This is a genomic window from Bradyrhizobium sp. STM 3557, assembly GCF_045571465.1.
Taxonomy (GTDB): Bacteria; Pseudomonadota; Alphaproteobacteria; order Rhizobiales; family Xanthobacteraceae; genus Bradyrhizobium.
Map to the genome: position 1 here is coordinate 6,292,406 of NZ_CP120697.1, position 24,046 is coordinate 6,316,451.

General features: G+C 65.4%; 21 protein-coding genes and 1 other RNA gene. 8 read left to right on the top strand and 14 right to left on the bottom strand.

Annotated elements, in window-relative coordinates:
- The 9 genes from hflC to P6U24_RS29205 all read right to left on the bottom strand — a co-directional run bounded on the left by hflC (nt 1) and on the right by P6U24_RS29205 (nt 7,857).
- Nucleotides 1–936 (bottom strand): protease modulator HflC, encoded by a 936-nt coding sequence (gene hflC / locus P6U24_RS29165; RefSeq protein WP_407155876.1) that lies wholly within the window; start codon nt 934–936, stop codon nt 1–3.
- Nucleotides 933–2,108 (bottom strand): FtsH protease activity modulator HflK, encoded by a 1,176-nt coding sequence (gene hflK / locus P6U24_RS29170; RefSeq protein WP_407155877.1) that lies wholly within the window; start codon nt 2,106–2,108, stop codon nt 933–935. The genes hflC and hflK overlap by 4 nt, the downstream gene beginning before the upstream one ends.
- A 234-nt stretch (nt 2,109–2,342) precedes the next feature.
- A complete protein-coding gene (locus P6U24_RS29175) occupies nt 2,343–2,861 on the bottom strand; it encodes a dihydrofolate reductase (RefSeq protein ID WP_407155878.1) in 519 nt (172 codons plus the stop codon).
- Complete coding sequence (locus P6U24_RS29180; RefSeq protein WP_407155879.1) at nt 2,858–3,343, bottom strand: GNAT family N-acetyltransferase; 486 nt, start codon at nt 3,341–3,343, stop codon at nt 2,858–2,860. Before P6U24_RS29180 ends, P6U24_RS29175 begins: the two co-directional genes overlap by 4 nt.
- Nucleotides 3,344–3,351: 8 nt before the next feature.
- Nucleotides 3,352–4,146, bottom strand: coding sequence for a thymidylate synthase (locus tag P6U24_RS29185; protein ID WP_407155880.1), 795 nt, complete (start codon nt 4,144–4,146; stop codon nt 3,352–3,354).
- Between the two features lie 168 nt (nt 4,147–4,314).
- Nucleotides 4,315–5,829 carry a tripartite tricarboxylate transporter permease gene (locus P6U24_RS29190; RefSeq protein ID WP_407155881.1) on the bottom strand — a complete coding sequence of 505 codons (1,515 nt, stop codon included), beginning with the start codon at nt 5,827–5,829 and terminating at the stop codon, nt 4,315–4,317.
- Between the two features lie 7 nt (nt 5,830–5,836).
- Nucleotides 5,837–6,616 carry a tripartite tricarboxylate transporter TctB family protein gene (locus P6U24_RS29195; protein WP_407155882.1) on the bottom strand — a complete coding sequence of 260 codons (780 nt, stop codon included), beginning with the start codon at nt 6,614–6,616 and terminating at the stop codon, nt 5,837–5,839.
- Nucleotides 6,617–6,727: 111 nt separating this feature from the next.
- The gene (locus tag P6U24_RS29200; protein ID WP_407155883.1) at nt 6,728–7,264 is read right to left on the bottom strand and encodes a chromate transporter; all 537 of its coding nucleotides are present in this window, start codon (nt 7,262–7,264) and stop codon (nt 6,728–6,730) included.
- On the bottom strand, nt 7,261–7,857 hold the full coding sequence (locus P6U24_RS29205; RefSeq protein WP_407155884.1) for a chromate transporter: 597 nt from the start codon (nt 7,855–7,857) through the stop codon (nt 7,261–7,263). Before P6U24_RS29205 ends, P6U24_RS29200 begins: the two co-directional genes overlap by 4 nt.
- A 122-nt stretch (nt 7,858–7,979) precedes the next feature.
- On the opposite strand from P6U24_RS29205, the gene ssrA reads away from it, so the two are divergent.
- From ssrA to P6U24_RS29240, 7 genes are all read left to right on the top strand, one after another.
- Nucleotides 7,980–8,332, top strand: a transfer-messenger RNA (tmRNA) gene (gene ssrA, locus P6U24_RS29210).
- A 194-nt stretch (nt 8,333–8,526) separates the two neighbouring features.
- Nucleotides 8,527–9,051 carry an SspB family protein gene (locus tag P6U24_RS29215; RefSeq protein ID WP_407155885.1) on the top strand — a complete coding sequence of 175 codons (525 nt, stop codon included), beginning with the start codon at nt 8,527–8,529 and terminating at the stop codon, nt 9,049–9,051.
- A 97-nt stretch (nt 9,052–9,148) separates the two neighbouring features.
- Nucleotides 9,149–10,570: a class II fumarate hydratase gene (gene fumC / locus P6U24_RS29220; protein WP_407155886.1), complete on the top strand. Its 1,422-nt coding sequence runs from the start codon at nt 9,149–9,151 to the stop codon at nt 10,568–10,570.
- A 260-nt stretch (nt 10,571–10,830) separates the two neighbouring features.
- A complete protein-coding gene (locus tag P6U24_RS29225; RefSeq protein WP_407155887.1) occupies nt 10,831–11,016 on the top strand; it encodes a DUF4169 family protein in 186 nt (61 codons plus the stop codon).
- Nucleotides 11,016–11,297: a ribbon-helix-helix domain-containing protein gene (locus tag P6U24_RS29230; protein WP_407155888.1), complete on the top strand. Its 282-nt coding sequence runs from the start codon at nt 11,016–11,018 to the stop codon at nt 11,295–11,297. Before P6U24_RS29225 ends, P6U24_RS29230 begins: the two co-directional genes overlap by 1 nt.
- 100 nt (nt 11,298–11,397) lie before the next feature.
- Entirely contained in the window at nt 11,398–11,673 is a 276-nt protein-coding gene (locus P6U24_RS29235; RefSeq protein WP_407155889.1) for a ferrous iron transport protein A, read from the top strand.
- Between the two features lie 19 nt (nt 11,674–11,692).
- Entirely contained in the window at nt 11,693–13,564 is a 1,872-nt protein-coding gene (locus P6U24_RS29240; protein WP_407155890.1) for a ferrous iron transporter B, read from the top strand.
- A 27-nt stretch (nt 13,565–13,591) separates the two neighbouring features.
- Here P6U24_RS29240 and P6U24_RS29245 read toward each other — a convergent pair whose 3' ends face one another.
- Nucleotides 13,592–14,377, bottom strand: a complete 786-nt coding sequence (locus P6U24_RS29245) for an NAD(P)H-dependent oxidoreductase (protein ID WP_407155891.1) — start codon at nt 14,375–14,377, stop codon at nt 13,592–13,594.
- A gap of 93 nt (nt 14,378–14,470) precedes the next feature.
- Between P6U24_RS29245 and P6U24_RS29250 the strand changes: the two genes are divergently transcribed.
- On the top strand, nt 14,471–15,397 hold the full coding sequence (locus P6U24_RS29250) for a LysR family transcriptional regulator (protein ID WP_407155892.1): 927 nt from the start codon (nt 14,471–14,473) through the stop codon (nt 15,395–15,397).
- An 8-nt stretch (nt 15,398–15,405) separates the two neighbouring features.
- Here P6U24_RS29250 and P6U24_RS29255 read toward each other — a convergent pair whose 3' ends face one another.
- The 4 genes from P6U24_RS29255 to P6U24_RS29270 all read right to left on the bottom strand — a co-directional run bounded on the left by P6U24_RS29255 (nt 15,406) and on the right by P6U24_RS29270 (nt 23,926).
- Complete coding sequence (locus P6U24_RS29255; RefSeq protein ID WP_407155893.1) at nt 15,406–19,206, bottom strand: AsmA family protein; 3,801 nt, start codon at nt 19,204–19,206, stop codon at nt 15,406–15,408.
- A 113-nt stretch (nt 19,207–19,319) separates the two neighbouring features.
- Nucleotides 19,320–20,552 (bottom strand): cytochrome P450, encoded by a 1,233-nt coding sequence (locus P6U24_RS29260; RefSeq protein WP_407155894.1) that lies wholly within the window; start codon nt 20,550–20,552, stop codon nt 19,320–19,322.
- Between the two features lie 90 nt (nt 20,553–20,642).
- Nucleotides 20,643–21,941, bottom strand: coding sequence for an MFS transporter (locus tag P6U24_RS29265; RefSeq protein WP_407155895.1), 1,299 nt, complete (start codon nt 21,939–21,941; stop codon nt 20,643–20,645).
- A gap of 1,007 nt (nt 21,942–22,948) precedes the next feature.
- Nucleotides 22,949–23,926: an NAD(P)-dependent oxidoreductase gene (locus P6U24_RS29270; RefSeq protein ID WP_407155896.1), complete on the bottom strand. Its 978-nt coding sequence runs from the start codon at nt 23,924–23,926 to the stop codon at nt 22,949–22,951.
- Nucleotides 23,927–24,046 lie beyond the last annotated feature (120 nt).

The window sequence follows — 24,046 nt, forward strand, 5'->3', positions numbered from 1 at the left end:
TCAGGGCTTTGCCGCCGGCGCGGGTGCAGGCTCCGCAGCCGCTTTGGCATCTCCCTTGCCCTCTCCCTTGCCTTGCGGATCGGTGAAGTAGCGGAAGAACGGCGAATCGGGCCGCAGCAGATAGCGCGTGTCGCCGCCTTTGAGCCCGGCCTCATAGGCCGACATCGAGCGGTAGAAGGTGAAGAAGTCGGGGTCCTTGCCGTACGCCTCCGCGAACAGGCGGTTGCGCTCGGCATCGCCCGCACCGCGGATCTGCTCGGCCTGCGAATTGGCCTCGGCCACGATCACGGTCGCATCGCGGTCGGCCTTGGACCGGATCTCCTGCCCCTTCTGGTCGCCCAGCGCGCGGAATTCCGCGGCCTCCCGCTGCCGCTCCGTCTTCATTCGCTCGTAGACCGCCTGGCTGTTTGCGTCGGGCAGGTCGGCACGACGGATGCGGACGTCGACCACCTGGATGCCGTAACCGTCGGCCTCGTGATCGAGCTGATCGCGGATCTTGCCCATCAGCGATTCACGCTCGTCGCGCACCACCTGGATGAAGGTGACCTCGCCGAGCACGCGCCGCAACGCCGCGTTCAACAGCGAGCCGAGCTGCGCGTTGGCGGTCTGGATCGAGCCGACGCTCTGGTAAAACCTGAGCGCATTCTTGATGCGGTAACGCGCGAAGGCATCGACCACGAGCCGCTTCTGGTCCGAGGCGATCACCTCCTGCGAGGGATTCTCGAGATCGAGAATGCGCTTGTCGATCGAGACCACGGTGTCGATGAACGGCGCCTTGAAGTGCAGCCCGGGCTCGGTGGCCACATCGACCATCTCGCCGAAGCGCAGCACCAGCGCTTGCTCGGTCTGCTGCACCGTGAAGACGGAGCTATAGGCCACGATCGCGAGCACGAGCACCGCGACCAGCGTGGCGATACCTGTTAGCGGAGACCTCATCGGGTGCCTCCGCTCTGCAGCGTTGAGGGCGCGGTTGTGGTCGAGCCAGGCGAACCGAGCGAGCCGGTCGGCGCCAGCCGCCGCGGCGCGAGATCGCCGAGCGGCAGCAGCGGCACCGCGCCCTGCTGGGACGATCCAGCGTCGTAGATCAGCTTGTCGGAGCCGCCGAGCAGGCGCTCCATGGTTTCGAGATAGATGCGTTCGCGCGTCACGTCGGGCGCCTTCTTGTACTCGTCATAGACCTTCAGGAAGCGCGCGCTCTGGCCCTTGGCCTCGGCGACCGCCTGCTCCTTGTAGCCCTCGGCGGTCTGCACGATCCTCGCCGCCTGGCCGCGCGCATCGGGCACGATCTTGTTCGCATAGGTCTGCGCCTCGTTCTGCTTGCGCTCAAGGTCGGCGCGCGCCGCCTGCACGTCGCGGAACGCCTCGATCACCTGGGCGGGCGGATCGACCTTCTGCATCTGCACCTGCGCGACCAGGACGCCGGCGCCGTAATTGTCGAGCGTCTTCTGCATCAGTTCCTGCACGTTCTGCTCGATCGTGTTGCGGGCGCCCGTCAGGATCGGCTGGATGTTGGAGCGGCCGACCACCTCGCGCATCGCGCTCTCGGCCACCGCCTTCACGGTGCCGTCGACGTTCTGGATGTTGAACTGATAGTCGGCAACGCCCTTCGGCTTGATGCGCCACAGCACGGTGAAGTCGACATCGACGATGTTCTCGTCGCCAGTCAGCATCAAGCTCTCTTCCGGCACGTCGCGCGCGGAGCGGCCGCGCCGCGAGCCGTCATCGATCGGCGTCACGCCGATCGAGATCGAATTGACGCGCTGCGCCTTGACCAGCTGCACCGTCTCGATCGGATAAGGCAGATGGTAGCGCAGGCCCGGCTGCTCCTCGCGGACATATTTGCCGAAGCGCAGCACGGCGCCGAGCTCCTCCGACTGCACGCGGTAGAAGCCGGACAATAGCCAGATCGCGAGCGCGCCGATCACGACCAGCGCGACACCGACACTGCCGAAATGGCCGCCGGGCATCATCTGCTGCAGCCGGTCCTGGCCGCGCCGCAGAAGATCTTCCAGGTCGGGTGGCCTCGGACCGACGGGTTGCGGTCCGGAGCCCCAGGGTCCCTTCGGACCGGGACCCCACGGGCCTCCGCCCTGATTCTTCCACGGCATCGATCGATCTCCTTCGAGAGGCCAGCGGGGAGCCGGAGGCCTCACAACGCAGGCGGGCTTTATAAGGGACGGCTAGGCCCCTTACAATGTAGGCCTCCAGCTAAGCCCGAACCTGCTTTTGTCAATGTAAACAGCGCCACAGCGCCGGTTTGACGCGGCTGGCGCGACCATCGCACCGTCAACCACGACAGTTCATCCTTAACGGATTTTAGCGCGAATAACGCCGGCGCAACATTAACGATGCGACAGCCGGCGCCACGTCACGTAGGAAAATGCCGCGCTGTCATCAGCGCCTGAGGGATGGTCTTCGCGCGCAACCTCCTGCCACAGCGTGCGGTCGATGGCTGGCAAAACGGTATCGCCGTCGGGCTGCGCGTGAACCTCGGTGATTTCCAGCCGATCGGCGAACGGCATCGCCTGGGCATAGACCTCCGCACCGCCGATCACGACGATCTCCGCGGCCGAACGCCGCAGCGCATCGCCCCGCGCTATCGTAAGCGCCTCGTTAATGGAGTTCGCGACCACAGCGCCCGCAGCGCGAAAAGCGCCATCGCGGGTGACGACGATGTTGGTGCGGCCCGGCAGCGGCCGGCGGGGGAACGAGACGAAGGTCTTGCGCCCCATCAGAACCGGCTTTCCGATCGTGATCGCCTTGAAGCGTTGCATGTCGCTCTTCTGGCGCCAGGGAATCGCGCCCTGCGCCCCGATGACGCCGTTGTCGGCCACTGCCGCGACCAGCACGATCTCGATCATGGTGCGCGCCCCGCAAGCGCGGACAGCGCCGGGCCCGTCACCTTGCACAAGGTCCATTCGTCCATCAACTCGGCGCCGAGCGACTTGTAGAAGGTGATCGACGGCGTGTTCCAGTCGAGCACCGACCATTGCAGCCGCGCCCAGCCATTGTCGATGCAGGTCCTGGCGAGATGGCCGAGCAGCGCCTGGCCGATGCCGCTCCGGCGGAAGGCCGGCCGCACGAACAGGTCCTCCAGATAGATGCCGGCCTTTCCTGCAAAGGTGGAGAAATTGACGAACCAGGCGGCAAAGCCGGCCACCTCGCCCTGCCATTCGGCAAGATCGCAAGTCAGCCGCGGCGTTCCGCCGAACAGCGCCTCTGCGATATCAGCTTCCGTCGCCTCGACCTCATGGGTCAGCTTTTCGTAGTCTGCCAGCTCTTTGATCAGCGCGAACACGACACCGATGTCGTCCGGCCGGGCGCGGCGAATGATGAGCGGCATCGCGTCGCTCACACCGCGACTTCGGCCTTGATGTGCGGATGCGGATCGTAGCCGACAAGCGCGAAATCCTCGTAGCGGAAGCCGAAAATGTCCTTCACGTCCGGGTTGATCGTCATGGTCGGCAGCGCCCGCGGCGCTCGCGTGAGCTGCAGCCGCGCCTGCTCGATGTGATTGGAATAGAGATGCGCGTCGCCGAGCGAATGCACGAAGTCGCCGGGCTTCAGGCCCGTCACCTGCGCCACCATCATTGTCAGTAGTGCGTAGGAGGCGATGTTGAAGGGTACGCCGAGGAACACATCGGCCGAGCGCTGATAGAGCTGGCAGGACAGCTTGCCATCAGCGACATAGAACTGGAACAGGCAGTGGCACGGCGGCAGCGCCATCTTCTCGACATCGGCCGGATTCCAGGCCGAGACGATCAGGCGCCGCGAGTCCGGATTGCGCCTGATCATGTCCACGACATTCTTGATCTGGTCGATCTTGCCGCCATCTGGCGTCGGCCAGGAGCGCCACTGATAGCCATAGACCGGTCCGAGATCGCCATTGGCGTCCGCCCACTCGTCCCAGATGGTGACGCCGTGGTCGTGCAGATATTTGACGTTGGTATCGCCCTTCAGGAACCAAAGCAGCTCATGCACGATCGCCTTGAGCGGCAGCCGCTTGGTGGTCAGCATCGGGAAGCCGGCCGAGAGGTCGAAACGCATCTGGTGGCCGAACACGGATAGCGTGCCGGTGCCGGTGCGGTCGTGCTTCTCAGCGCCATCGGCAAGAATGCGTTCGAGCAGGTCGTGATATTGGTGCATGGCCGGATATGCCGTTTCGAAGGCATAAGATGTAGCGGACCGCTCGGCCGACCAACAGCGCCGATTGGCCCTCGCCCACAGCTATATCCAAACAGCTGGGCATTCCGCTCCGGTGGAACAAGGGCGAAACGACGGTTCCACCCATGCTGCTGCCTTTATATAGAGCCCTCAGGACTCCGATTCCACGAACACCTCGTCGCGCTTGCGCCGCAGCGTCGGCAGCACCGCGAGCACCAACAGACCGGCGGCGATCGCGAGCAGCACGGCGGACAGCGGCCGGCTTACGAACACCGACCAGTCGCCGCGCGAGATCAGAAGCGCCCGCCGCAGGTTCTCCTCCATCAGCGGCCCGAGCACCATGCCGAGCAGGAGCGGCGCCGGCTCGAATTCGTGCTTGATCAGCCAATAGCCGACCAGGCCGAACGCGCCGGCCAGGATGACATCGACCGGCGCATTGTTGACCGAGTAGATGCCGATGGCGCAGAAGATCACGATCGAGGGAAACATCAGCCGGTATGGCACGCGCAGCAGCCGCACCCAGATGCCGACCAGCGGCAGGTTGATGATGATCAGCATCAGATTGCCGATCCACATCGAGGCGATCATGCCCCAGACCAGATCTGGCTGCTTCTGCATCACTTGCGGTCCCGGCACGATGCCGTGGATGGTCATGGCGCCGACCATCAGCGCCATCACCGCGTTCGGCGGGATGCCGAGCGTCAGGAGCGGAATGAAGGAGGTCTGCGCCGCGGCGTTGTTGGCGCTTTCCGGCGCCGCCACGCCCTCGATAGCGCCGCGGCCAAACCGCGACGGATTTTTCGCGAGCTTCTTCTCCAGCGTATAGGCGGCAAAGGAGGCGATCACGGCGCCCCCGCCCGGCAGGATGCCAAGGATCGATCCGAGCACGGTGCCGCGCAGGATCGCGGGCGTTGAATCCTTCAGATCCTTTCTCGTCGGCATCAGGCCGGTGATCTTCTGCTGCACCAGATCGCGGTCCATCTCGGCGCCGACATCAAGGTTGCGGATGATCTCGGCAAAACCGAACACGCCCATCGCCACCGTGGCGAAGCCAAGGCCGTCGGCAAGTTCGGGGATGTTGAAGGCCATGCGCGAGGCGCCGGTCTCGATGTCGGAGCCGACCATCGAGAGCAGCAGGCCGAGCACGATCATCGCCACCGCTTTCAGCACCGAGCCCTTCGCCAGCACCACCGCAAAGATCAGGCCGAGCACCATCAGCGAAAAGTACTCCGCCGGGCCGAACGCGAGCGCGAGCTTGGTCAGCGGCGCGCCGAGCACGGCGATCAGCACGGTCGCGACGCAGCCGGCGAAGAACGAGCCGATTGCTGCGATCGCCAGCGCAGGGCCCGCCCGCCCCTGCTTGGCCATCTGGAAGCCGTCGAGCGCAGTCACGACTGATGTGGCTTCACCGGGAATGTTGACCAGGATCGAGGTGGTCGAGCCGCCATACTGGGCGCCATAGTAAATGCCGGCCAGCATGATCAGCGCGCCGACCGGCGGAAGGCCGAACGTGATAGGCAGCAGCATCGCCACGGTGGCGATGGTGCCGATGCCGGGCAGGACGCCGACCAGGGTGCCGACCAGCGCGCCGATCAGGCACATCAAAAGATTGATCGGCGAGAATGCGACAGCAAAACCGTGAGCGAGATTGGCAAACAGATCCATTGCGCCCTCACGGCACCAGGAAGCGCGGGAATAGCGGCATCGGCAGTCCCAGCACATAGGGAAATAACAGCGCACAGCCGACGGTCAGGCAGATGCCGACGATCAGCGTCTCGCCCCAACGTGTCTCATGGGTGCCGAGCGCCGCGATCAGGAAGCTCGCCAGGCCGGAGACGACCAGCCCGAGCGGACGGATCGACAGCGCGAATGCCAGGATCGCGAGCGACACGAAGAGAGGGCCGCGCCAGTGATAGGTCGCAAGCTGCGCGCCATCCGTGATGATGCCGATCACGGCCACCGCGGCCCCGAGCGCAAGCAGCAGCACACCGAACATGCGCGGCGCGGTGCCGGCGCCGAACGAGAAGCCGTGCATGCCCTGCAGGTCGCTCGACGCCCACAACGCAAACAGCGCGATCGCCATCAACACGACGCCGCCGTAATAGTCCTGCGGTGCGCGCGGGCGAACGAGCAGCGTGAACAGCGCCACCGCTATCAGCGGATAGGTGTAGATCAGCGCCAGCAGGATGTCGGATGACAGCGCTGTCTTGCCGCCGGCCGCATATTGCTGGAACAGGCTCGGCAGCGCGACGATCAGCGCCGGACCGTGTCCAGACAGCACCTGCAACGGATGACGTCCGGACAGCGGCACGATGAGGCCCACGAGCGAGGTCAGGAGTTCGACGAGCTGTGGCGCGAAGGCAAGCAGCAGGATGACGATGGCGCCGGTCGCGCTGCGCGAAGATGGCGCAGTAACCGATCCTCCCGGCAGATGGCTCGTGGTTTCGGCCATGTGGTAGTGCCTCCCCGACCCGGCCATTCGGCCGTTACACGTTCCCTGCGTTCCAGGTCGTTATCATTGAGCGCATGCCGTGGATGCGCCATTCTCCTTGCCTAGCGGCTTTCATCCAAGAATGCCAGCGAAACCCAGGCAAGCGCCGACAAGCAGCAGCCATAGCGGATTGAGCTTGGTCGTGGATGCAACTATCGCGGAGCCAAGCGTGATCAGCAGCGCGGGCAACGTAGTGTCGGACGCTTGCGTGAGGATCAACGCGCTCGCCGCCATCAGTCCGATCGACAGCGGCACCAGAGCCGCCTGCACGATCGCCGGCCAGCGGGCTTCGCGCGGATGCGTGAGCCAGCGGCTGATAACATAAGCCAGCGCCGCGGTCGGGCCGCACATGGCAACTGTCGAGACCAGCGCGCCGGCTACACCTGCGACTGAATAACCGATCAGCGTCACGATCAGAACATTCGGCCCGGGCGATAACTGCGCGATCGCGAAGACGTCGGCGAACTGCTTGTCGTCCATCCAGTGATGAACATCGACGGCGATGCGGTGCATCTCCGGGATCGCGGCATTGGCGCCGCCGACCGCGAACAGCGAGATCACCGCAAAGCTCCAGAACAGCTGAAACAGCGGATTGTCATCGCTGCTCATGACGTCCACCGCGTCTTGGCATAGGTCACGGCAAGGCTGATCGGGATCGCGACCAGCAGCACGGCGGGTAACGGCAGCCGCCACAGGCCGATCGCGGCAAACACGGCGGCCGTCACGACGAAGCCGAGCACGTCACGCTTCTTGAGCAGCGGCGCCATCATGCGGATGACGGCGGAAGCGAGCAGGCCGATCGCCGCGCAGGAGACGCCGACCAGCCCCCGCCGCAGCGCCTCGACTTGTCCAAAATGGCTGTAGATGGCCGCCAGCCCGGTCACCAGCAGCATGGGCGGCCCGACCAGCCCGGCGAAGGCGGCCAGTCCGCCGACGATGCCGCGAAAACGCGAGCCGAACACCAACGACAGGTTGACCACGTTGGGGCCCGGCAGGAAATGGCAGAGCGCGAAGGTCTCGTTGAATTCCTCCGCCGTCATCCAGCGGTGCTCGTCGACGATGGCCCGCCGCGCGAACACCAGCACGCCGCCGAACCCCGACAGCGACATCTTGGCGAATGCCAGGAAGAGCGCGACCACGCTTGGCGGATTGCTATGCAGATCCGGCAGGGGGAGCTCCGCCGGGACGGAATCAGGAGGCATTATCCGACGTTCGATGCGAAAGGACGGAGCGAAACTCTAGGACGGCAAAATGTCGCGAGCCAATCCAATTCGCCGGGTTCCACGCTCCGCCCACATTTTTGTCGCGCGCTGCGCTGTCCTGGGCACTGTCTTTCTCAACCATTGGCCCCTATATTGGGGGTGCCGGTTCGCCGGCTATGGAAATAAATCGCCGTCGCAATAAACCATTCGGACCCGGGGGCGGTACCCGGCGCCTCCACCAAAGCCCGCTCCGGCGGGCTTCGGCGGGGGCGAAATAGGATCGACGAGGGCGTAAAGGGCGAGCTTTTTCCCGGTATTGTTCCGCCGTTATCGGGCTACTGCAATAGTTGCCAACGACAACTTTGCTCCGGTTGCTCAGGCTGCGTAACGCAGTTTGAAAGACCACTTTAAAGTCCTAGCGGGTTAAGCTCCGCTAGGCGGGGTTCGGAGGCACCTGGCAACAGAAGCCTCCACTTCATCTTTTGCCGTCGCCGGATTGTATTGCCGGGCTTCCGCTCCAGACGGGCTCGATGACAGAGCCGGATGGCTGCTGACGCTGGCGCCGGTCCGGGCTACGATGGCAGATGCGCGAGTCGGAACGCTGGCAACCCATATCGGCGGTCAGCCGGGATTGCGACACGACAGGATTGAGCACGGGCAGGATCGGCGATGACGGATCACATTCGGTACGATGTATTGGCGCGCGACGCATTGCGCGGCGTGCTGCGCCGGGTGCTGACCGACGCTGCGGCCCACGGCCTGCCGGGCGAGCACCATTTCTTCATCACGTTCCTGTCGAAGGCCGAGGGGGTCAAGCTGTCGCCGCGCCTGCTCGCGCAATATCCGGACGAGATGACGATCATCCTGCAGCACCAGTTCTGGGATCTGGCCGTCACCGAGGACCGCTTCGAGGTCGGCCTGTCATTCGGCGGCATTCCTGAGCGGCTGGTCGTGCCGTTCCATGCCATCAAGAGCTTCTTCGATCCCTCGGTGCAGTTCGGCCTGCAGTTCGAGCCGTCCGATGGGACCACTGAGACGGAGGCCGCTGGGCCAAAGCTGCCGGCCGCCCCTGCCCCGACCGCGGTCAGCGCCCCGGCGCCCGCGCCGGCTGCCGCCACCGACGAGCCCGAACCGCCAGCCACGCCTGGCGAAGGGGCCGAAGTCGTGCGGCTCGATCGTTTCCGCAAGAAGTAGCCGCAAATTTGGGCGGGGCGGAACGCTCCGGAGCTGCCTAGATTGAGCATGCTTGAACCGGCAGGTGTCGGTTCGCGACCAATAACGGGCATGCTGCATGGCACACTCAACGAAATCGCGCCGCGCGTCCACGCGCACCGAGACCGACAGCTTCGGTCCGATCGAGGTCCCCGCCGATCGCTATTGGGGCGCGCAGACAGAACGCAGCCGGCAGAACTTCCGGATCGGCCAGCAGCGTATGCCGTTGTCGGTCGTGCACGCCCTTGGCATCGTCAAGCTCGCGGCGGCGCAGACCAACCGCGAGCTCGGTCTGCTCGACCCGGAGCGCGCCGATGCGATTGCGCGTGCGGCGCAGGAAGTGATCGATGGCAAGCTCGACGAGCACTTTCCGCTAGTGGTGTGGCAGACCGGCTCCGGCACCCAGACCAACATGAACCTGAACGAGGTGATCGCCAACCGCGCCAACGAGATGCTGGGTGGCGAGCTCGGCACCAAGCAGCCGGTGCATCCCAACGACCACGTCAACATGAGCCAGTCGTCGAACGATTCGTTTCCGACGGCCATGCACATTGCCGCCGCGCGTGCGATCCACGACCATCTGCTGCCTTCCCTCACGGAGTTGCTCGGCGCGCTGCGCGCCAAGGAGACGGCGTTCGCCGACATCGTCAAGATCGGGCGCACCCACACCCAGGATGCGACACCGCTGACGCTTGGCCAGGAATTCTCCGGCTATGCCGCCCAGGTCGACCATGCCATCACCCGTATTCGTACGGCGTCGCGCGACCTGTTTCCGCTCGCGCAGGGCGGGACCGCCGTCGGCACCGGATTGAACGCACATCCGCGATTCGCAGAACTGTTCGCTAAGCAGGTCGCGGAGATCACGACGCTGCCCTTCACCAGCGCCGACAACAAATTCGAGGCGCTGGCCTCGAACGACGCCTATGTCTTCGCGCACGGCGCGCTCAATTCGGCCGCCACCGGACTGTTCAAGATCGCCAACGACATCCGCCTTCTGGGCTCTGGGCCGCGCTCGGGTCTGGGCGAACTCATTCTCCCGGAAAACGAGCCGGGCTCATCGATCATGCCGGGCAAGGTCAACCCGACCCAATGCGAAGCCATGACGATGGTGTGCTGTCAGGTGTTCGGCAATCATACTGCGATCACCGTGGCCGGCAGCCAGGGACATTTCGAGTTGAACGTTTACAAGCCTATTTTGGCCCATTGCATGATGCAATCAATCCAATTGCTCAGCGATGCCGCGCGCTCGTTCACCGAGCATTGCGTGATCGGCATCAACGCCGACGAGAAAAGGATTCGCGAACTAATGGAACGTTCGCTGATGCTCGTCACCGCGCTTGCGCCAAAGATCGGCTACGATAACGCCGCAAAGGTGGCAAAGTCGGCACACCAGCGCGGCACGACTTTGAAAGAAGAAGCGACGAGGCTTGGTTTCGTCTCCGCGGATGAGTTCGATCTGCTTGTGCAGCCGCAAAAGATGACTCGTCCCGGAAGGTCGTGAAGGTAGTCCCGTAGTACTACGGGGGCTGATGCAATTCTCGCTGTTAACCCCTAAAGGATACTGTTGAACAGCTAAGATACTGCTGTGTCGACGTATGAAACTGCGTTCTCTTCGCAAAGCAGAGTCGGAGTATTGATAGTGTCGGGGGCCAATAACGTGATTGTCTCGATAGCGGTTGAGGCCGTTTGCGCGCTGCGCGGCCGCTCATGTTTTCGTCATGACTATCACGCTCTGCGGTCTCTTGGATGATTGGAGCGAACATGGGGGACGTGATCAACTTGAAGCGTTTTAAGAAACGCATGGAGCGCGATCTATCTGCGAAGGCGGCCGAAGCCAATCGCGCACGCTTCGGCATGACCAAGGCCGAACGCGCTGCCGAGGCGCAACGTGGCAAGCGCGCAAACGACTTACTGGATCAACATCGTATTAATGGCGAGGACGCGTGATGAAATCGCCCGTCGTAAAACGTTCGATCGTCGTCGCCGGTCACAAGACCAGCGTCAGCCTCGAAGAAGCGTTCTGGAACGGCATGAAGGAAATCTCCGGGCTCCGAAACATGACCTTGTCGGAGCTGGTGGGAGAGATCGACAACAATCGCCAGCAAGGCAATCTGTCGTCTGCCATCCGCCTCTTCGTCCTTGACCACTTCAAGAGCCGCGCTGCCAGTTGCAGCGAGCCGAAGCCTGACGGTCGCCACTCCGCCTCCGCGGCAGCTCCCGGGGTCTGATCGGGGGTTCGCCGCCGACCTGGTTTATAATCGCTCTAAGGTGCAGCGGCATTTCGCACGCTGCGCTTGACCTGCCGGCGTGCGATTGAAAATACAGGTCATGAGCGAAAACTGCGATCAACCGCCGCACCTGCCGCTTGGGCTGGCTAAGCGCGGCTTTGCCGGCACGATTCAACACCTCGCGGCCTCCGGCGCCGGCTCGTCCTTGCCGGACACGGAGCTTGAAAGCCGTCTCATCGAGCTTGGCTTCGTCGAAGGTGCGCGGGTCGAGATCCTGCACGAGGGCATCGTCGGGCGTGACCCCATCGCGGTCCGCGTCGACAACATCACCGTCGCGGTACGCCGCCGCGAGGCCATGGCCATCATCGTCGCTTGAGGCGGCTGGGACGCACCCCATGGAAAGCCCGCTGATGCATCTGGCCCTGGTGGGGACCCCCAACAGCGGCAAGACCTCGCTTTTCAACGCGCTGACCGGCAGCCGGCAGAAGGTCGCGAACTATCCGGGCGTGACCGTCGAACGCAAGGAAGGGTCATTTGTCACCCCGCAGGGCCGCCAGGTCTCGGTGGTCGACCTGCCCGGCACCTATTCGCTGCGTGGCCGCAGCCCTGACGAGGAGATCACCCGCGATTTCGTGTTGGGACGGGCCAAGGGCGAGATCCCGCCCGATCTCGTGCTCTGTGTCGCCGATTCCACCAACCTGCGGTTGACCATCCGGCTTCTGCTCGAATTGAAGAATACCGGCCGGCCGCTGGCGCTGGTGCTCAACATGTTCGATATCGCCACCCGGCGCGGAGTGACCGTCGATGTGCCCGAGCTGTCGGAGATGCTGGGCGTCCCGGTCGTGACGTCCATCGCGGTGCGCAAGGGCGGCACCGCCGACCTGCTGCGGCTGACCGATGAGCTCCTCTCGGCCGCCCCCTCCCCGCTCCATCAGAACACCTGGCGGCCGCTGACCGTGCCGGAGTTGCGCGCGACCCAGCGTGAGGCCGACCGCATCATCGCCGCCACCGTCAGCCTGCCGGCGCGGCCCGACACCTGGACCGGGCGCATCGATGCGGTGGTGCTCCATCCCGTTGGCGGCCTCGTGGTGTTGCTGCTGATCCTGTTCGTGATGTTCCAGGCGGTGTTCGCCTGGGCGCAGCCGCTGATGGAATTGTTGTCGTCAGGCTTCGATGCGCTCGGCCAGTTCGTTCACGACCAGCTGCCGCAAGGCCTGCTGCAGAGCTTCCTGCAGAACGGCGTCATCTCCGGCGTCGGCAGCGTCATCGTGTTCCTGCCGCAGATCATCATCATCTTCCTGTTCATCCTGCTGTTGGAAGATTTCGGCTACATGGCGCGCGCGGCCTTCCTGATGGACCGCATCATGGGCGGCGCCGGACTGCACGGCCGCGCCTTCATTCCGCTGCTGTCGAGCTTTGCCTGCGCCATCCCTGGCATCATGGCAACGCGCGTGATCGACAACCGCCGCGACAGGCTGACCACGATTCTGATTGCGCCGCTGATGACCTGCTCGGCGCGGATTCCTGTGTACACGCTGATCATCTCGGCCTTCATCCCAGCCAAGGACGTCTGGGGCGTGGTCAATCTGCAGGGCCTGGTGATGTTCGGGCTCTATGCGGCCGGCATCGTCAGCGCGCTCGGCGTCTCCTTCGTGATCAAGTTCTTCATGTGGCGCGACTACCAGCCCGCGCCGTTCATGCTGGAGCTGCCCGACTACAAGATGCCGCGGCCGCGTTCGATCGCCATCGGCATCTACACGCGGGCAAAGATGTTCCTGCAGCGCGCCGGCACCACGATCTTCGCCATGATGGTGCTGATCTGGTTCCTGGCGTCATTCCCACAACCGCCGGCCGGCGCCACCGAGCCCGCGATCGACTACAGCCTTGCCGCCATGGTCGGCAAGGCGATCGCGCCGCTGCTCTCGCCGATCGGCTTCAACTGGCAGATCGCGGTCGCGCTGATCCCGGGCATGGCGGCGCGCGAGGTCGCGGTCGCGGCGCTCGGCACCGTCTATGCGATCGAGGGCGGCAAGGAAGCCGCCGAGCAGATCGGCCAGGTGCTCGCGACCAAATGGAGCCTTGCCACCGCGCTGTCGCTGCTCGCCTGGTACATCTTTGCCCCGCAATGCGCCTCGACGCTCGCGGTGATCCGCCGCGAGACCGGAAGCTGGGCGTGGATGGGCGTCACCTTCGCCTACATGCTGACGCTCGCCTACGCCGCGAGCCTTCTGACGTACAACATCGCGGTGGCGATGAGCGCGGGATAGTCCCGCGCCCGCCGGCCGTTTATCAAATCAGGCAGCATCGATATGGAGCGCGAAGCCGCGCGCCCCGGGATCGCCGAGCCCGGGACGAAGCTGCATGGTCGGGATCGCGTAGTCGCCGTGGTTCTGCCGCCGATACGGAATCGGTTTGGTGGTGAACAGCGTCTGCATCCGCTCGCGCAGGCGCGTCGCGACGGCAGCGAAGCCGGCCTCGTCGAGACGACTCACGCGATGAATGACAAAGGACGGCAGCACATCGAAGCCCGGATAGAACAGCACGCCGTGATTGATCGGGAACAGCAGGTCGTCGATCGGCCCGTTGATGCCGCGTTCGGAGTAATGCTCCTCCCAGCCGCCCGTGGTCACGATCAGCATCGCCCGCTTGCCGGCAAACACGCCCTCGCCATAGCGGTCGCCCCAGCGCTTGTCGCTGTGCTCGCCGACGCCATAGGCGAAACCATAGGAATAGACCCGGTCGACCCAGCCTTTCAGGATGGCCGGCATCGTGAACCACCACAGCGGAAACTGCAGGATCACGGCATCGGCCCATAGCAGCTTCTGCTGCTCGGCTTTGACGTCGTCCGTCAACGCGCCGGCTTTGAATGCCTCGCCCGACGCGGCGGCGACGTTCAGGCGAGCATCGTCAGGAAGCTGCGGAAAGTCGGCGCGGTCGATCTCGGACTTCCAGCCCTGGGCATAGAGGTCGGAGACCCGGACCTCATGGCCTTGGTCCTTCAACTCGGCGACAGCGATGTCGCGCAGGGCGCCGTTCAAGGAGCGGGGTTCGGGATGAGCGAAAACGAGCAGGACATTCATGGTCGGTATTCCCAGGAGTTGAAACCGGCCTTGACATAGATGCCGCCGCATTCATTCACTATCTCCGGCAAATGCATAATATTATGCCGGAACATGGATAAATTGCCGGTCAGCCTGGAGCATATGCGGACCTTCGTCCGGATCGCCGAGCGCGGCAGCCTGTCGGCCGTCGCGCGGGAGCTGAATGTCGGGCAGTCGACCGTCAGCCGCCACCTCCAGGAGCTGGAGGAGGCCGTCGGCGTGCCGCTGCTCAGCCGGACCACGCGGCGGGTGACGCTGACCGACGAAGGCAGCCGCTACCACGCGAACTGCGTCCAGATCCTGCGCCTCGTCGAACAGGCCGGCGACGAAGCGCGCGCCACCCGCTCCGCCGCGGCCGGCACGGTCCGCCTGTCCTGCACGGCCGCGTTCGGCATCCTGCACGTCACCCGTCTCATCTTCGCGTTCCAGGACCGCCATCCCGAGATCGCGGTAGACCTCAGCCTGACCGACGAGCGCATCGACCTGGTGCGCGAAGGCGTCGACATCGCGCTGCGACTGGCGCCGCTCGCCGACAGCGCCATGAAGCTGCGCGCGCTCGGCCACTCCCACCGCATCCTGGTCGCCAGCCCGGACTATCTCGCCCGGCACGGCGCGCCGGCGACGCCCGAGGCGCTCGCCGGCCATGAGGCGATCCGCATGTCCAATGTCGCGGGCAGCGAGATGCTGAGCGTGCAGGCGCCGGATGGCACACGGCATCAGGTGCCATTCGTCGGCCGCTTTCGCGCCAATCATGGCCTCGCCGTGCGCGAAGCCGTGCTCGCGGGCCGCGGCATCGCAGCCAGCCATCACTGGCTGGTGGACGATCTCGTCAGCAGCGGCCGCTTGGTGCCATTGCTGCCGGGCTACACGCTGCGTTCGGTGCCGCTCAGCATGCTGATCGTGCCCGAGCGCGCCGGCATCGTCCGCGTCCGCCTGCTGATCGACGATCTCGTCGCCCAGATCGGCCGCCTGCCCGGAATCACGCCGCACGCCACGTAACCTCGACTTCAGGGATTGCCGAATGACGGCGTCAGCACCATCGGCGGCCGCGGCGGCTTCGGGCGGGCGAGGATTGCGCCTGGCGCCGGCCTGACCTCGACCGGTGGCGGCAGCGGCGCCGCTTGCTGGCTGGAAGCCAAGGGCTGCACGGTCGCCGGCGGCGCTGCTCCGGGCGCCCCGGACAGAGGCGGCGCCGGCGATCCGCCCTGCTGGCGCGGCGCACCGAGCTTGGCACGCGGATCGACGCGCCGCGGACCCCGGCCCGGCAGCGGCCCTTCCGCCGGCAGCGGCGTGGCGGTGTCCCGCGCCCCCGGCAATGAGGCGGTGGAGGCGGGATAGGTCGGCACCGGCTCGCCACGCGCGATGGCATCGAGCCGGCGCGTCTCGCGGTCGATTGCGCGCACAGCGAGCCACGACGACAGCGAAGTCACGTCGACGCTGCGGCTCAGCGCATCGGGCGGCCCCGCTGCAAACAGCGAAACCTCGGGTTGGCTATTGGCACTGCCGATCGTGGTCGAACTCAGACTGGCGCGGATATCGGCCTGGTCGGCCGGAATGTCGTAGCCGCCCGAGACGATTGCGCGCGCCCCTTCCGCCTCCAGCGTCGTCGCACTGACACGCAGCCGCCCGTCGCGAATGATGAAGGGAATCTGCGCCGACGCCACGCCGAGCGAGCCGGCCGCGAGCGCCGGTTCCACGATCTGCCGCAGCTTGGTGTCGTCGGCGACCTGGCCGCTATCTGCCGCATGCAGCGCGATCTCGAAGGCGCGGGGATCAAGGCCCGGGATAGACACCTTGTCCAGCGTCATCGTGCCGTTGCCTGCGAGCGCGCTGATCAGCGCCTGCGCGCTGCGGCCTTCGGTGGACAGCGTCATCTGCGCCGAGACGTGGCCGGCCGGCATCCTCAGGCCGCGATAATGCAGCGCGCCGCCGTCGACACCCGACAGCTCGACGCGGCCGCTGAGCGAAAGCCCATTGGCGCCGGGCCGCGCATCGATCGTCGCGGTGACGTCGCCGCCGCCGAGCTTGCCCTTGAGATTCTCCAGCGTCAGCGCCTGCCCGTCGCTCTTGATCGCGCCGGTCGCCGGCCGCAATTCGCCACCACCCGGCAATGCGCCGCTCAGCGCCTGAAACGCCACCCGTCCGCGCCATCCTTTCAGAAGGCCCGCGCCCAAGGGCTCCGCGGCATCATGCCCGGCCGCACCGATGCCGAGCGCAAAGGCCGCGGGAATGTCGACCGCATCGAGGCCAACCTCGCCATCGACCTGCTTGTCACCGTCGAGCAGCACAGCGAGGCGACCGCGCAGCCGCGCACCGCCGGCAACGCTGTCGAGATCGTCGAGCGTCAGCTTGTTGCCGGACAACGAGAGCCGTGCAAACAGGCGGACATTCTGTGCGGCCGGATCCTGCGGCTTCAGCCCGAGCAGCGGCGACAGATTGGCGCTGCGGACCCGCAGGCTGAGGCTCGCCTTTGTCGCATCAGGCACGGCAGCCCCAGACTCCGGCCAAGGCTCCGCCGTGCCCTGCATCTCGCCGTCGAGGCCCGTACCCCACAGCTTGGCATTCACCTTGAGCGGCGCACGCCAGGCGCCGCTGACATTGGCCTCCAACTGTGCCGGCCCGTTGCCGGCAACGACCACGCGATCGAGCCCGAGCAGCGCAAGCAGGGTGCTGCCCTGCTCTGCCGAAAGCTTGGTTTCGACACCGACCTCGGTGCGGCCGATGGCGTCAAGATCGAAACCGCGAAGCGCGGCCGCCTGCGGCTTCGCAGTCCAGAGCGCCGAAGCCTTGAGCTGCGGCGCGTTGAGATCGAGCGCGGCTCGTGCAGCCACATAGGTCGCGTCCGCGGCATCTTTCGACAGATCGAGCGCGAACTTTACCCGCGCCGCAGCCGAAGCCGCCGTGGAGCCGGCCGCTGCATCGACGCGCGCGGCAAGCGCGGGCGCAAACGGCTGCACCAGAGTCGTGATGTCATGCAGTGCGCCGGCGCTGGCGCTCACCATCATCTGGCCGGTTGCATCGGTACGGTTAAAGCGGCCGGACGCCTCCGTGCTGACGCCGCCTCCTTGCGCGAATTTCAGCTGATCGATCACGATGCTCTTGGGATCGTAGGCGAGCTTCACGCTGAGCGGACGAAATTCCTGGCCGTTCCAGGTCGCCCGTCCAACGTCGAGCGAGAGCGCGGCGGCCTCCGGCCACGTTCCGTCTGGCGCCGTCAGCGAGCGCGCCAGTGCCGCCGCTCCATCGATGTTGAGCCGTTCGCCCTTCAAGGCAGCCTCGACCCGTGTGCCGGAATCGCCTGCCAGATTGATCAGCGCGACCCGGCCCTGAACGGCGCCACCATCCAGCTCGGCTTTGAGACCATCGATCGCAACACGATCCGGCGCGACATTGACGTCGCCGCGCAGCCGCAGCGGCCGCGGGCCGCGGTAGCCAGACTCGGTGCGCCCCTGCACCCAGGCGAGCAGCGCGTCGGAATCGGCGGAGTCGAGATCGAGCGCACCGAAAAAGCCTGACGTGACCGAAGTCGGGATGCCGATGGTCTTGAAGGTGAGATGTGTCGTCCCCGGCGCGCGCAGATCGACCTTCCCAATGCTCCAAGCATTGGCTTCGTTGTGGAGTTCGGCCGTGACCGTCTGCACCGGCCGGCCGGCGAGCATGATCTGCTCGGCCGAGATCTGGATGTCGGCGGGCAAAGGCAGAGGCGGCAGCGATACCAGCCAATTGCGCAAGCCAGGGAGCGCGCGCGCGGGCGTCGTCGCCTTCTTGTCTGCCGCCTCGTCGGCCGCGAGCAGCTTGTCGGCATCGAGTTGGCGCGCCGCGAGCTGCGCCCGGAGCAGTGGCGAGGCACCGAAGCGGACATTGCCGTCGCCGACGAATTTCAGCGCGCGTTCCTCATCGCCAAGGCTCGCTTCGAGCTGATCGAGCTTGGCGCCGGCCGAATCGGCGACCACCTTGGCGACGATCCGCCACGGCGCCGATGCGTCCTTGGCGGGCGATGCACTCTTCTCCTTTGCAGCCTGCGGCTTCGATGGCTGATCCTTCGCGGCCTGGTCCTTTGCCTGGTCCTTGGGTTGTTCTTTGGGCGGCGAGGACAAGGTCAGCGCGCCATTGAAGTGCGGCGAGCGGTTGCCAAAACTGATGAGGCCCTCGACATCGGCCACGACAGGGCGCTGGCCGGGATCGACGTTGAGATGCACACGCAGCCCACGGGAGTCCCTGTCCTGGCTGGATGACACCCGGAACGGAAACCGCGTGCCCTGGATGGTGACCGCACCGTCGCCGCGGAGCGAGCCGGCCAGCGAGCGGACGTCGCCGGAGAAGACGATGTCGCTCAGCTCGAGCGTGCTGCGGCTCGCCGCATCGTGCAGCGCGACCCGGCCGGTCAGGTTGAGCCGGTCGATCGAGAGCGCTGCCAGATTGAACCGGCCGCTCGCCGCCGGCAGATCGACCTTGCCTTTGGGATCGAGCCCGAGATCGGCCGCCATGCCGCCGATGGTCAGCTCGTTGGCACGCCACTCGCCGCGCATCAGATCGCCGAGGCTGAACTCGACGTCGAACTTGTCGGCGCGCAGCTTGCCGAGATCGTTCGCTCCGCCGAACGTCACCTGGCGCAACCGCAAGGTGGGCGTCGGCAACAGGCGTGCGTCGAGCGCGCCGGCGACCCGCACGGGCACGCCGATCACCTGGCTGGCCTCAGCCTCGAATTGCGGCCGGAACTGGTTCCAGTCGACGAAAAACGGACCGATCAGCGCGGCCAGAAGCGCAAGAATGAAGGCAATCGCCAATCCGAGCAGGGTCGTCTGCACGGGGTCTCCCTCAACCGATGCCGGGGCGCCACACTATATAGGATTAAGTATGGCGAAGTCACAGCGCGGGTTGCGATTTCAACGGCGGTGCACAACCCGGCTTCATGAAATGGTTACCAGCGCCCGGGCAGTCGCTTCAAGCCGCGCAGCACGAAAGTCGGCCGCCATTCGGGGTTCTCGGCATCGACCAGCCTCAGCTCCGGCAGCCGCTGTAGCAGGGTCAGGATCGCGATCTCCGCCTCAATCCGGGCGAGCTGGGCGCCGAGGCAGAAATGAATCCCGCCGCCAAATGACAGCGGCTTCACGTTGGGCCTCGTAATGTCGAGCTGCTCCGGCCTGTCGGGATAGACGGCGGAATCGCGATTGGCCGAGCCGAGCAGGCAGAGCACGGTCTCGCCCTTCGGAATCCGCCTGCCGCCCAGATCCTCGATCTCCTCCAGCGCGACGCGCCCGGTGAGCTGCACCGAGGAATCGTAGCGCAGGAACTCCTCGATTGCGTTGCCGATCAGTTCGGGACGCGCCTTCAAGAGCGCGAGCTGGTCCGGATTGCGATGCAGCGCAAGCAGGCCGTTGCCGATCAGATTGACGGTGGTCTCGTGGCCGGCGCCGAACAGCAGGATGATATTGGCGGTAAGCTCCTCATTGCTGAGCTTGGCGCCGTCCTCTTCGGCCTGCACCAGTTGCGTGATGAGGTCGTCGCCGGGCTGGCGCCGGCGCAGCTCGAACAGGTTCTGGAAATAGGCCTGCGACATCGCATTGCCGGCATTGCCTTGTGCGATCTCCTGCGGCGATAGCGGCACCGGATCGAGCAGACGGCCGCTGTCGCTGGAGCGCTCGTGGAACACCTCGCGATGCTCCTCGGGGATGCCTAGCATGTCGCAGATGATCGTGACCGGCAGCCGATAGGCGAAGTCCGCGATCAAATCCATCTCGCCGCGCGGCGTGACCGCGTCGAGCGTCCGATCGACGATCTCCTGGATGCGCGGCCGCATGTCCTCGACGCGCCGCGCCGTGAAGGCCTGCACCACCAGGCCGCGCAGGCGGGTATGGTCCGGCGGGTCCTGCTGCAGCATCCAATGGCTCATGCTGCGGAACACCGGCTCGTCCATGATCCTGGGACCGTAGCGGCGCATGCTGCGCGCGACGAAATCCTTGCCGAAGCGCTTGTCGCGCAGCACCAGGCTCGCTTCTGCGTGCCGGCTCGCGACGATGGAGCCGAACGGCGTCACATGCATCGGATCGGTGTCGCGCAGCCGCGCGTAGAAAGGATAGGGATCCCTGATGAACTCGGGCGCCAGCGGATTGAACAGCGGCGCAGTTGCGCTGGTCTGAACGTGCTCGTTCATGGGCCCTCTCCTGCTCTCCAATGAGTCCACGCCTGCCATCCTCTGGCAAGCCGCCGCGTCATCACAACGAGGGCATGGCGGGCGATCATGTCAGACGGCATCCGCAGCCGGCCGCAACCGCTGCAGCTTGCCCGCCACGGCACGCACTTTGCCTGGCCCGGCGCGCCAGACCGAAAACGCCGATAATGCGCTCACCGCGACGCCGATCGCGAAGCCGCCCGTGTAGCTGCTCGTGAGGTCATAAATGAGGCCGGTCACGAACGGCCCGGCCGCGCCGCCGATCAATCCCATCACCATGATGGTGCCGAAGATGCTGCCGAAATGCGGGCCCTGAAAGATCTCGAGCACGACGGCGCCCATCACCGAGGTCAGGCCATAGCCCAGCGCCCCTTGGGCTGCGATCATGAGATAGAGCAGCAGCGGCGAGGGATGTGCCTTCAGCACGATCAGCGCGACGAAGCAGATGGCAAAGCCGGCGCTGCTGATCCCCCACACCGCCTCGCGCCCGATGCGGTCGGAAGCGTGGCCGAGCGCGATCTGCCCGGGAATGCCGAGCAGGCTGACGAGGCCGAGCGCCCAGGCGGCAGTGCTCGGGCTGAAGCCGATCTCGAGCAGATATTTCGTCTGGTGCACCTGCACCGCGTACCAGACATAGAGCCCGCCGAAATAGCCGGTCGCGAGCCACCAGAACCGCGCGGTGCGGATGGCGCGCGCGAGCGTCCAATCGATGCCGGCCCAGGCCGGATCGACCACGTTGGAGACGGGAGCTGCCGCCGCTTGCGGCGCGGCGTCGCCATCCGGCCGCAGGCCGATGTCCTCGGGCCGCTTGCGCAGCAACAGGTTGAGAGGCGCAAGCACGAGCACGACCATGCATCCCATCGCGGTGCAGGCCGTGCGCCAGCCCCCTTGCGCGATCATGTGCTGCACGAAAGGCAGCAGCGTTACCGAGCCGATGCCGACACCGGCGAACGCGATGCCGATCGCAAGCCCGCGGCGGCGATTGAACCAGTTCGGCAGGAAGAGAGATTGACCGGAATAACCCAGGCAGACGCTGCCGGCGCCGACCATGACGCCGATGGTGAGATAGAGATGCCAGGGCTGTGTGGTCAGCGGCGCGAGCAAGAGGCCGCCGCCCATCAGGACAACGCCGAGTTCCATCACCGCGCGCGGCCCGGCGCGATCCATCAGTCGTCCGATCAGAGGACTGGCGATGCCCGAGGCGACGAAGCCGAATGAGAACGCACCGGCGGTGACGCTGCGATCCCAGCCGAACTCAGTGAGAATCGGCGGAAAGAACAGCGAGAACGCGGTGCGCGCATTCACCCCGATCGCCATGGTGACGAAGGTCACGGCGACGACGACCCAGCCGTAGAAGAAGGGCAGGCGCATTGATGGTGTTTCTCTCCCGGGTTGCCGCATCATCTACTGTAGAACTGACCATGTCACCAAGCATTCCGCCGTCATCGCCCGGCTCGACCGGGCGATCCAGTATCCACCGGCTGTCGTTGTCAAATGAGAGGCCGCGGCGTACTGGATCGTCCGCTTTCGCGGACGATGACACCGTGAATGGAGCGCGGCTTTCCCTCTCCGAACGCGTTCTGTTGTTCTCGCGGCGCAATCGCGTCCGAGCTTTGCATATTGACCACCCTCTTCGAATTGAGGGCGCGGGGAAGGCCGGGTACCGACTGATACCCGCGGTCCGCGTGCAGCAAAAAAGCACGCGGCAGAACCACAGGTTCAGCCAATATCCGGCCTTCCCTGCGCGGTGGTTTAGCGGCTTATACGTGCTCTCCCCGGGGACCGGCTCTCTTGCCCCCGTCACGCGCGATGCTCATCCAGGGAGCACCACGAACTTAGCGCCAGCACCGGGGCGCCAGGACCACACGATTTCGCCGACACATCGATGTTGTTCGTCCGCATGATAGATCACGCTGCAACGCCGACATGTCCACCGCTCCCCGCACTCCACGTATCGTGACGATCGGCCGAAACGCCCCTCTTCGATGAGGCGGGATGCGCGAGATGATCGTCGTGATTTGCCCGACGTGACAAGCCGGGCATCTGCGACAGAATGGCACGACGGGCAATCTGCGCAGAGCTGGGATGCGTTGTTGTGCCCCATCCGTATCGCGCCCGCACGCAAACTAACTATGCGCGTGTCTCAAGACGTTGCATGGAAGCTGCCGCGCCGGAGGCAGTGCACTCCCTCTCCCCGTTCTTCGCGAGGGCGCGACGAGCTTCGCTCGCGCTGGGAGGGTTGGGGTGAGGGGCAGACGCCCGATCGGTGTCAGTTGTCAGGCCTGTACCCCCTCACCCGGATTGCATCTGACGATGCAATCCGACCTCTCCCCGCAGGCGGGGAGAGGTTAGCACCACTAACCGCAGCGATAATCCAATTACAGCCGCCTCGTCCAATGCTCCGCATTGACCGCGCCCACCGGCGCCTCGCCCTTGATGATCGCTGCGACCTGCCGCACCGTCTCGGAGGCCTGGTGCTCGATGGCCTGCGGCGTCAGGCCGCCGATATGTGGCGTGGCGATGACGTTCGGCAGTCGCGCCAGCTCCGGCGACGGCATCTGATCCGGCGCGCGGCCGACATCCATTGCGGCGCCGGCGATGCGTCCCTCTCGCAATGCTGCGGCCAGCGCCTGCTCGTCGACAAGGTTGCCGCGCGACAGGTTGACGAAGAATGCATGCGGCGACATCCGCGCCAGCGCGTCGGCCCCGATCAGATTTTCCGTCTGCTCATTGGCAATGGCGAGACAGACGACATAATCGGCACGCGCGAGCAGGTCATCGAGCGCGACATGCGCGATATCAGGCTCGTCGATGCTGACGAAGGGATCGGCGACCAGTACCTCCATGCCGAGTGCCTTCGCGACACGAGCAAGGTATCGCCCGATGCTGCCATAGCCGATGATGCCGATGCGGCTGCCGGAAAGCTGACGCCCCATTACCACGTCAGGCTTGTGCCCAGCGTGATAGTCCGCCGTCGCGCGCGAGATGCCGCGCGACAGATCGACCATATAGCCGAGCGCAAGCTCCGATACCGCCGGCACGAAACCGGGCGAGGCCCGCGTGACCAGCACGCCCTGCACCGATGCCGCTGTCACGTCGATGTTGCGGATATCGACCGCGCAGCGCACGAAGGCGCGCAATTTCGGAAGCTGCGCGAAGATCTCTCCCCTGCCCTCGGTCACGCGATCGGCGACGATGATGTCGACATCCTTTGCTGCCGCGACGAGGCCGTTCGCATCGAGCGGCGCATCCCTCTCATGCAGGATCACTTCGGCCAGCGCCTGCAGGCCCCTCAGGCTGCGCTCGCCGTAATATTGCCGGCGGAACTCCGGCGTGTGGGTCAGGAGCACCTTCATGATCAGTTTCCTCCAACGAAGCCTGATGAGTCCTGATTAGCTCGAGACAGAGCCCGCGCGCTCGGTTCACCTCTCCCCAGCGGGGAGAGGTCGGATCGCGCAGCGATCCGGGTGAGGGGG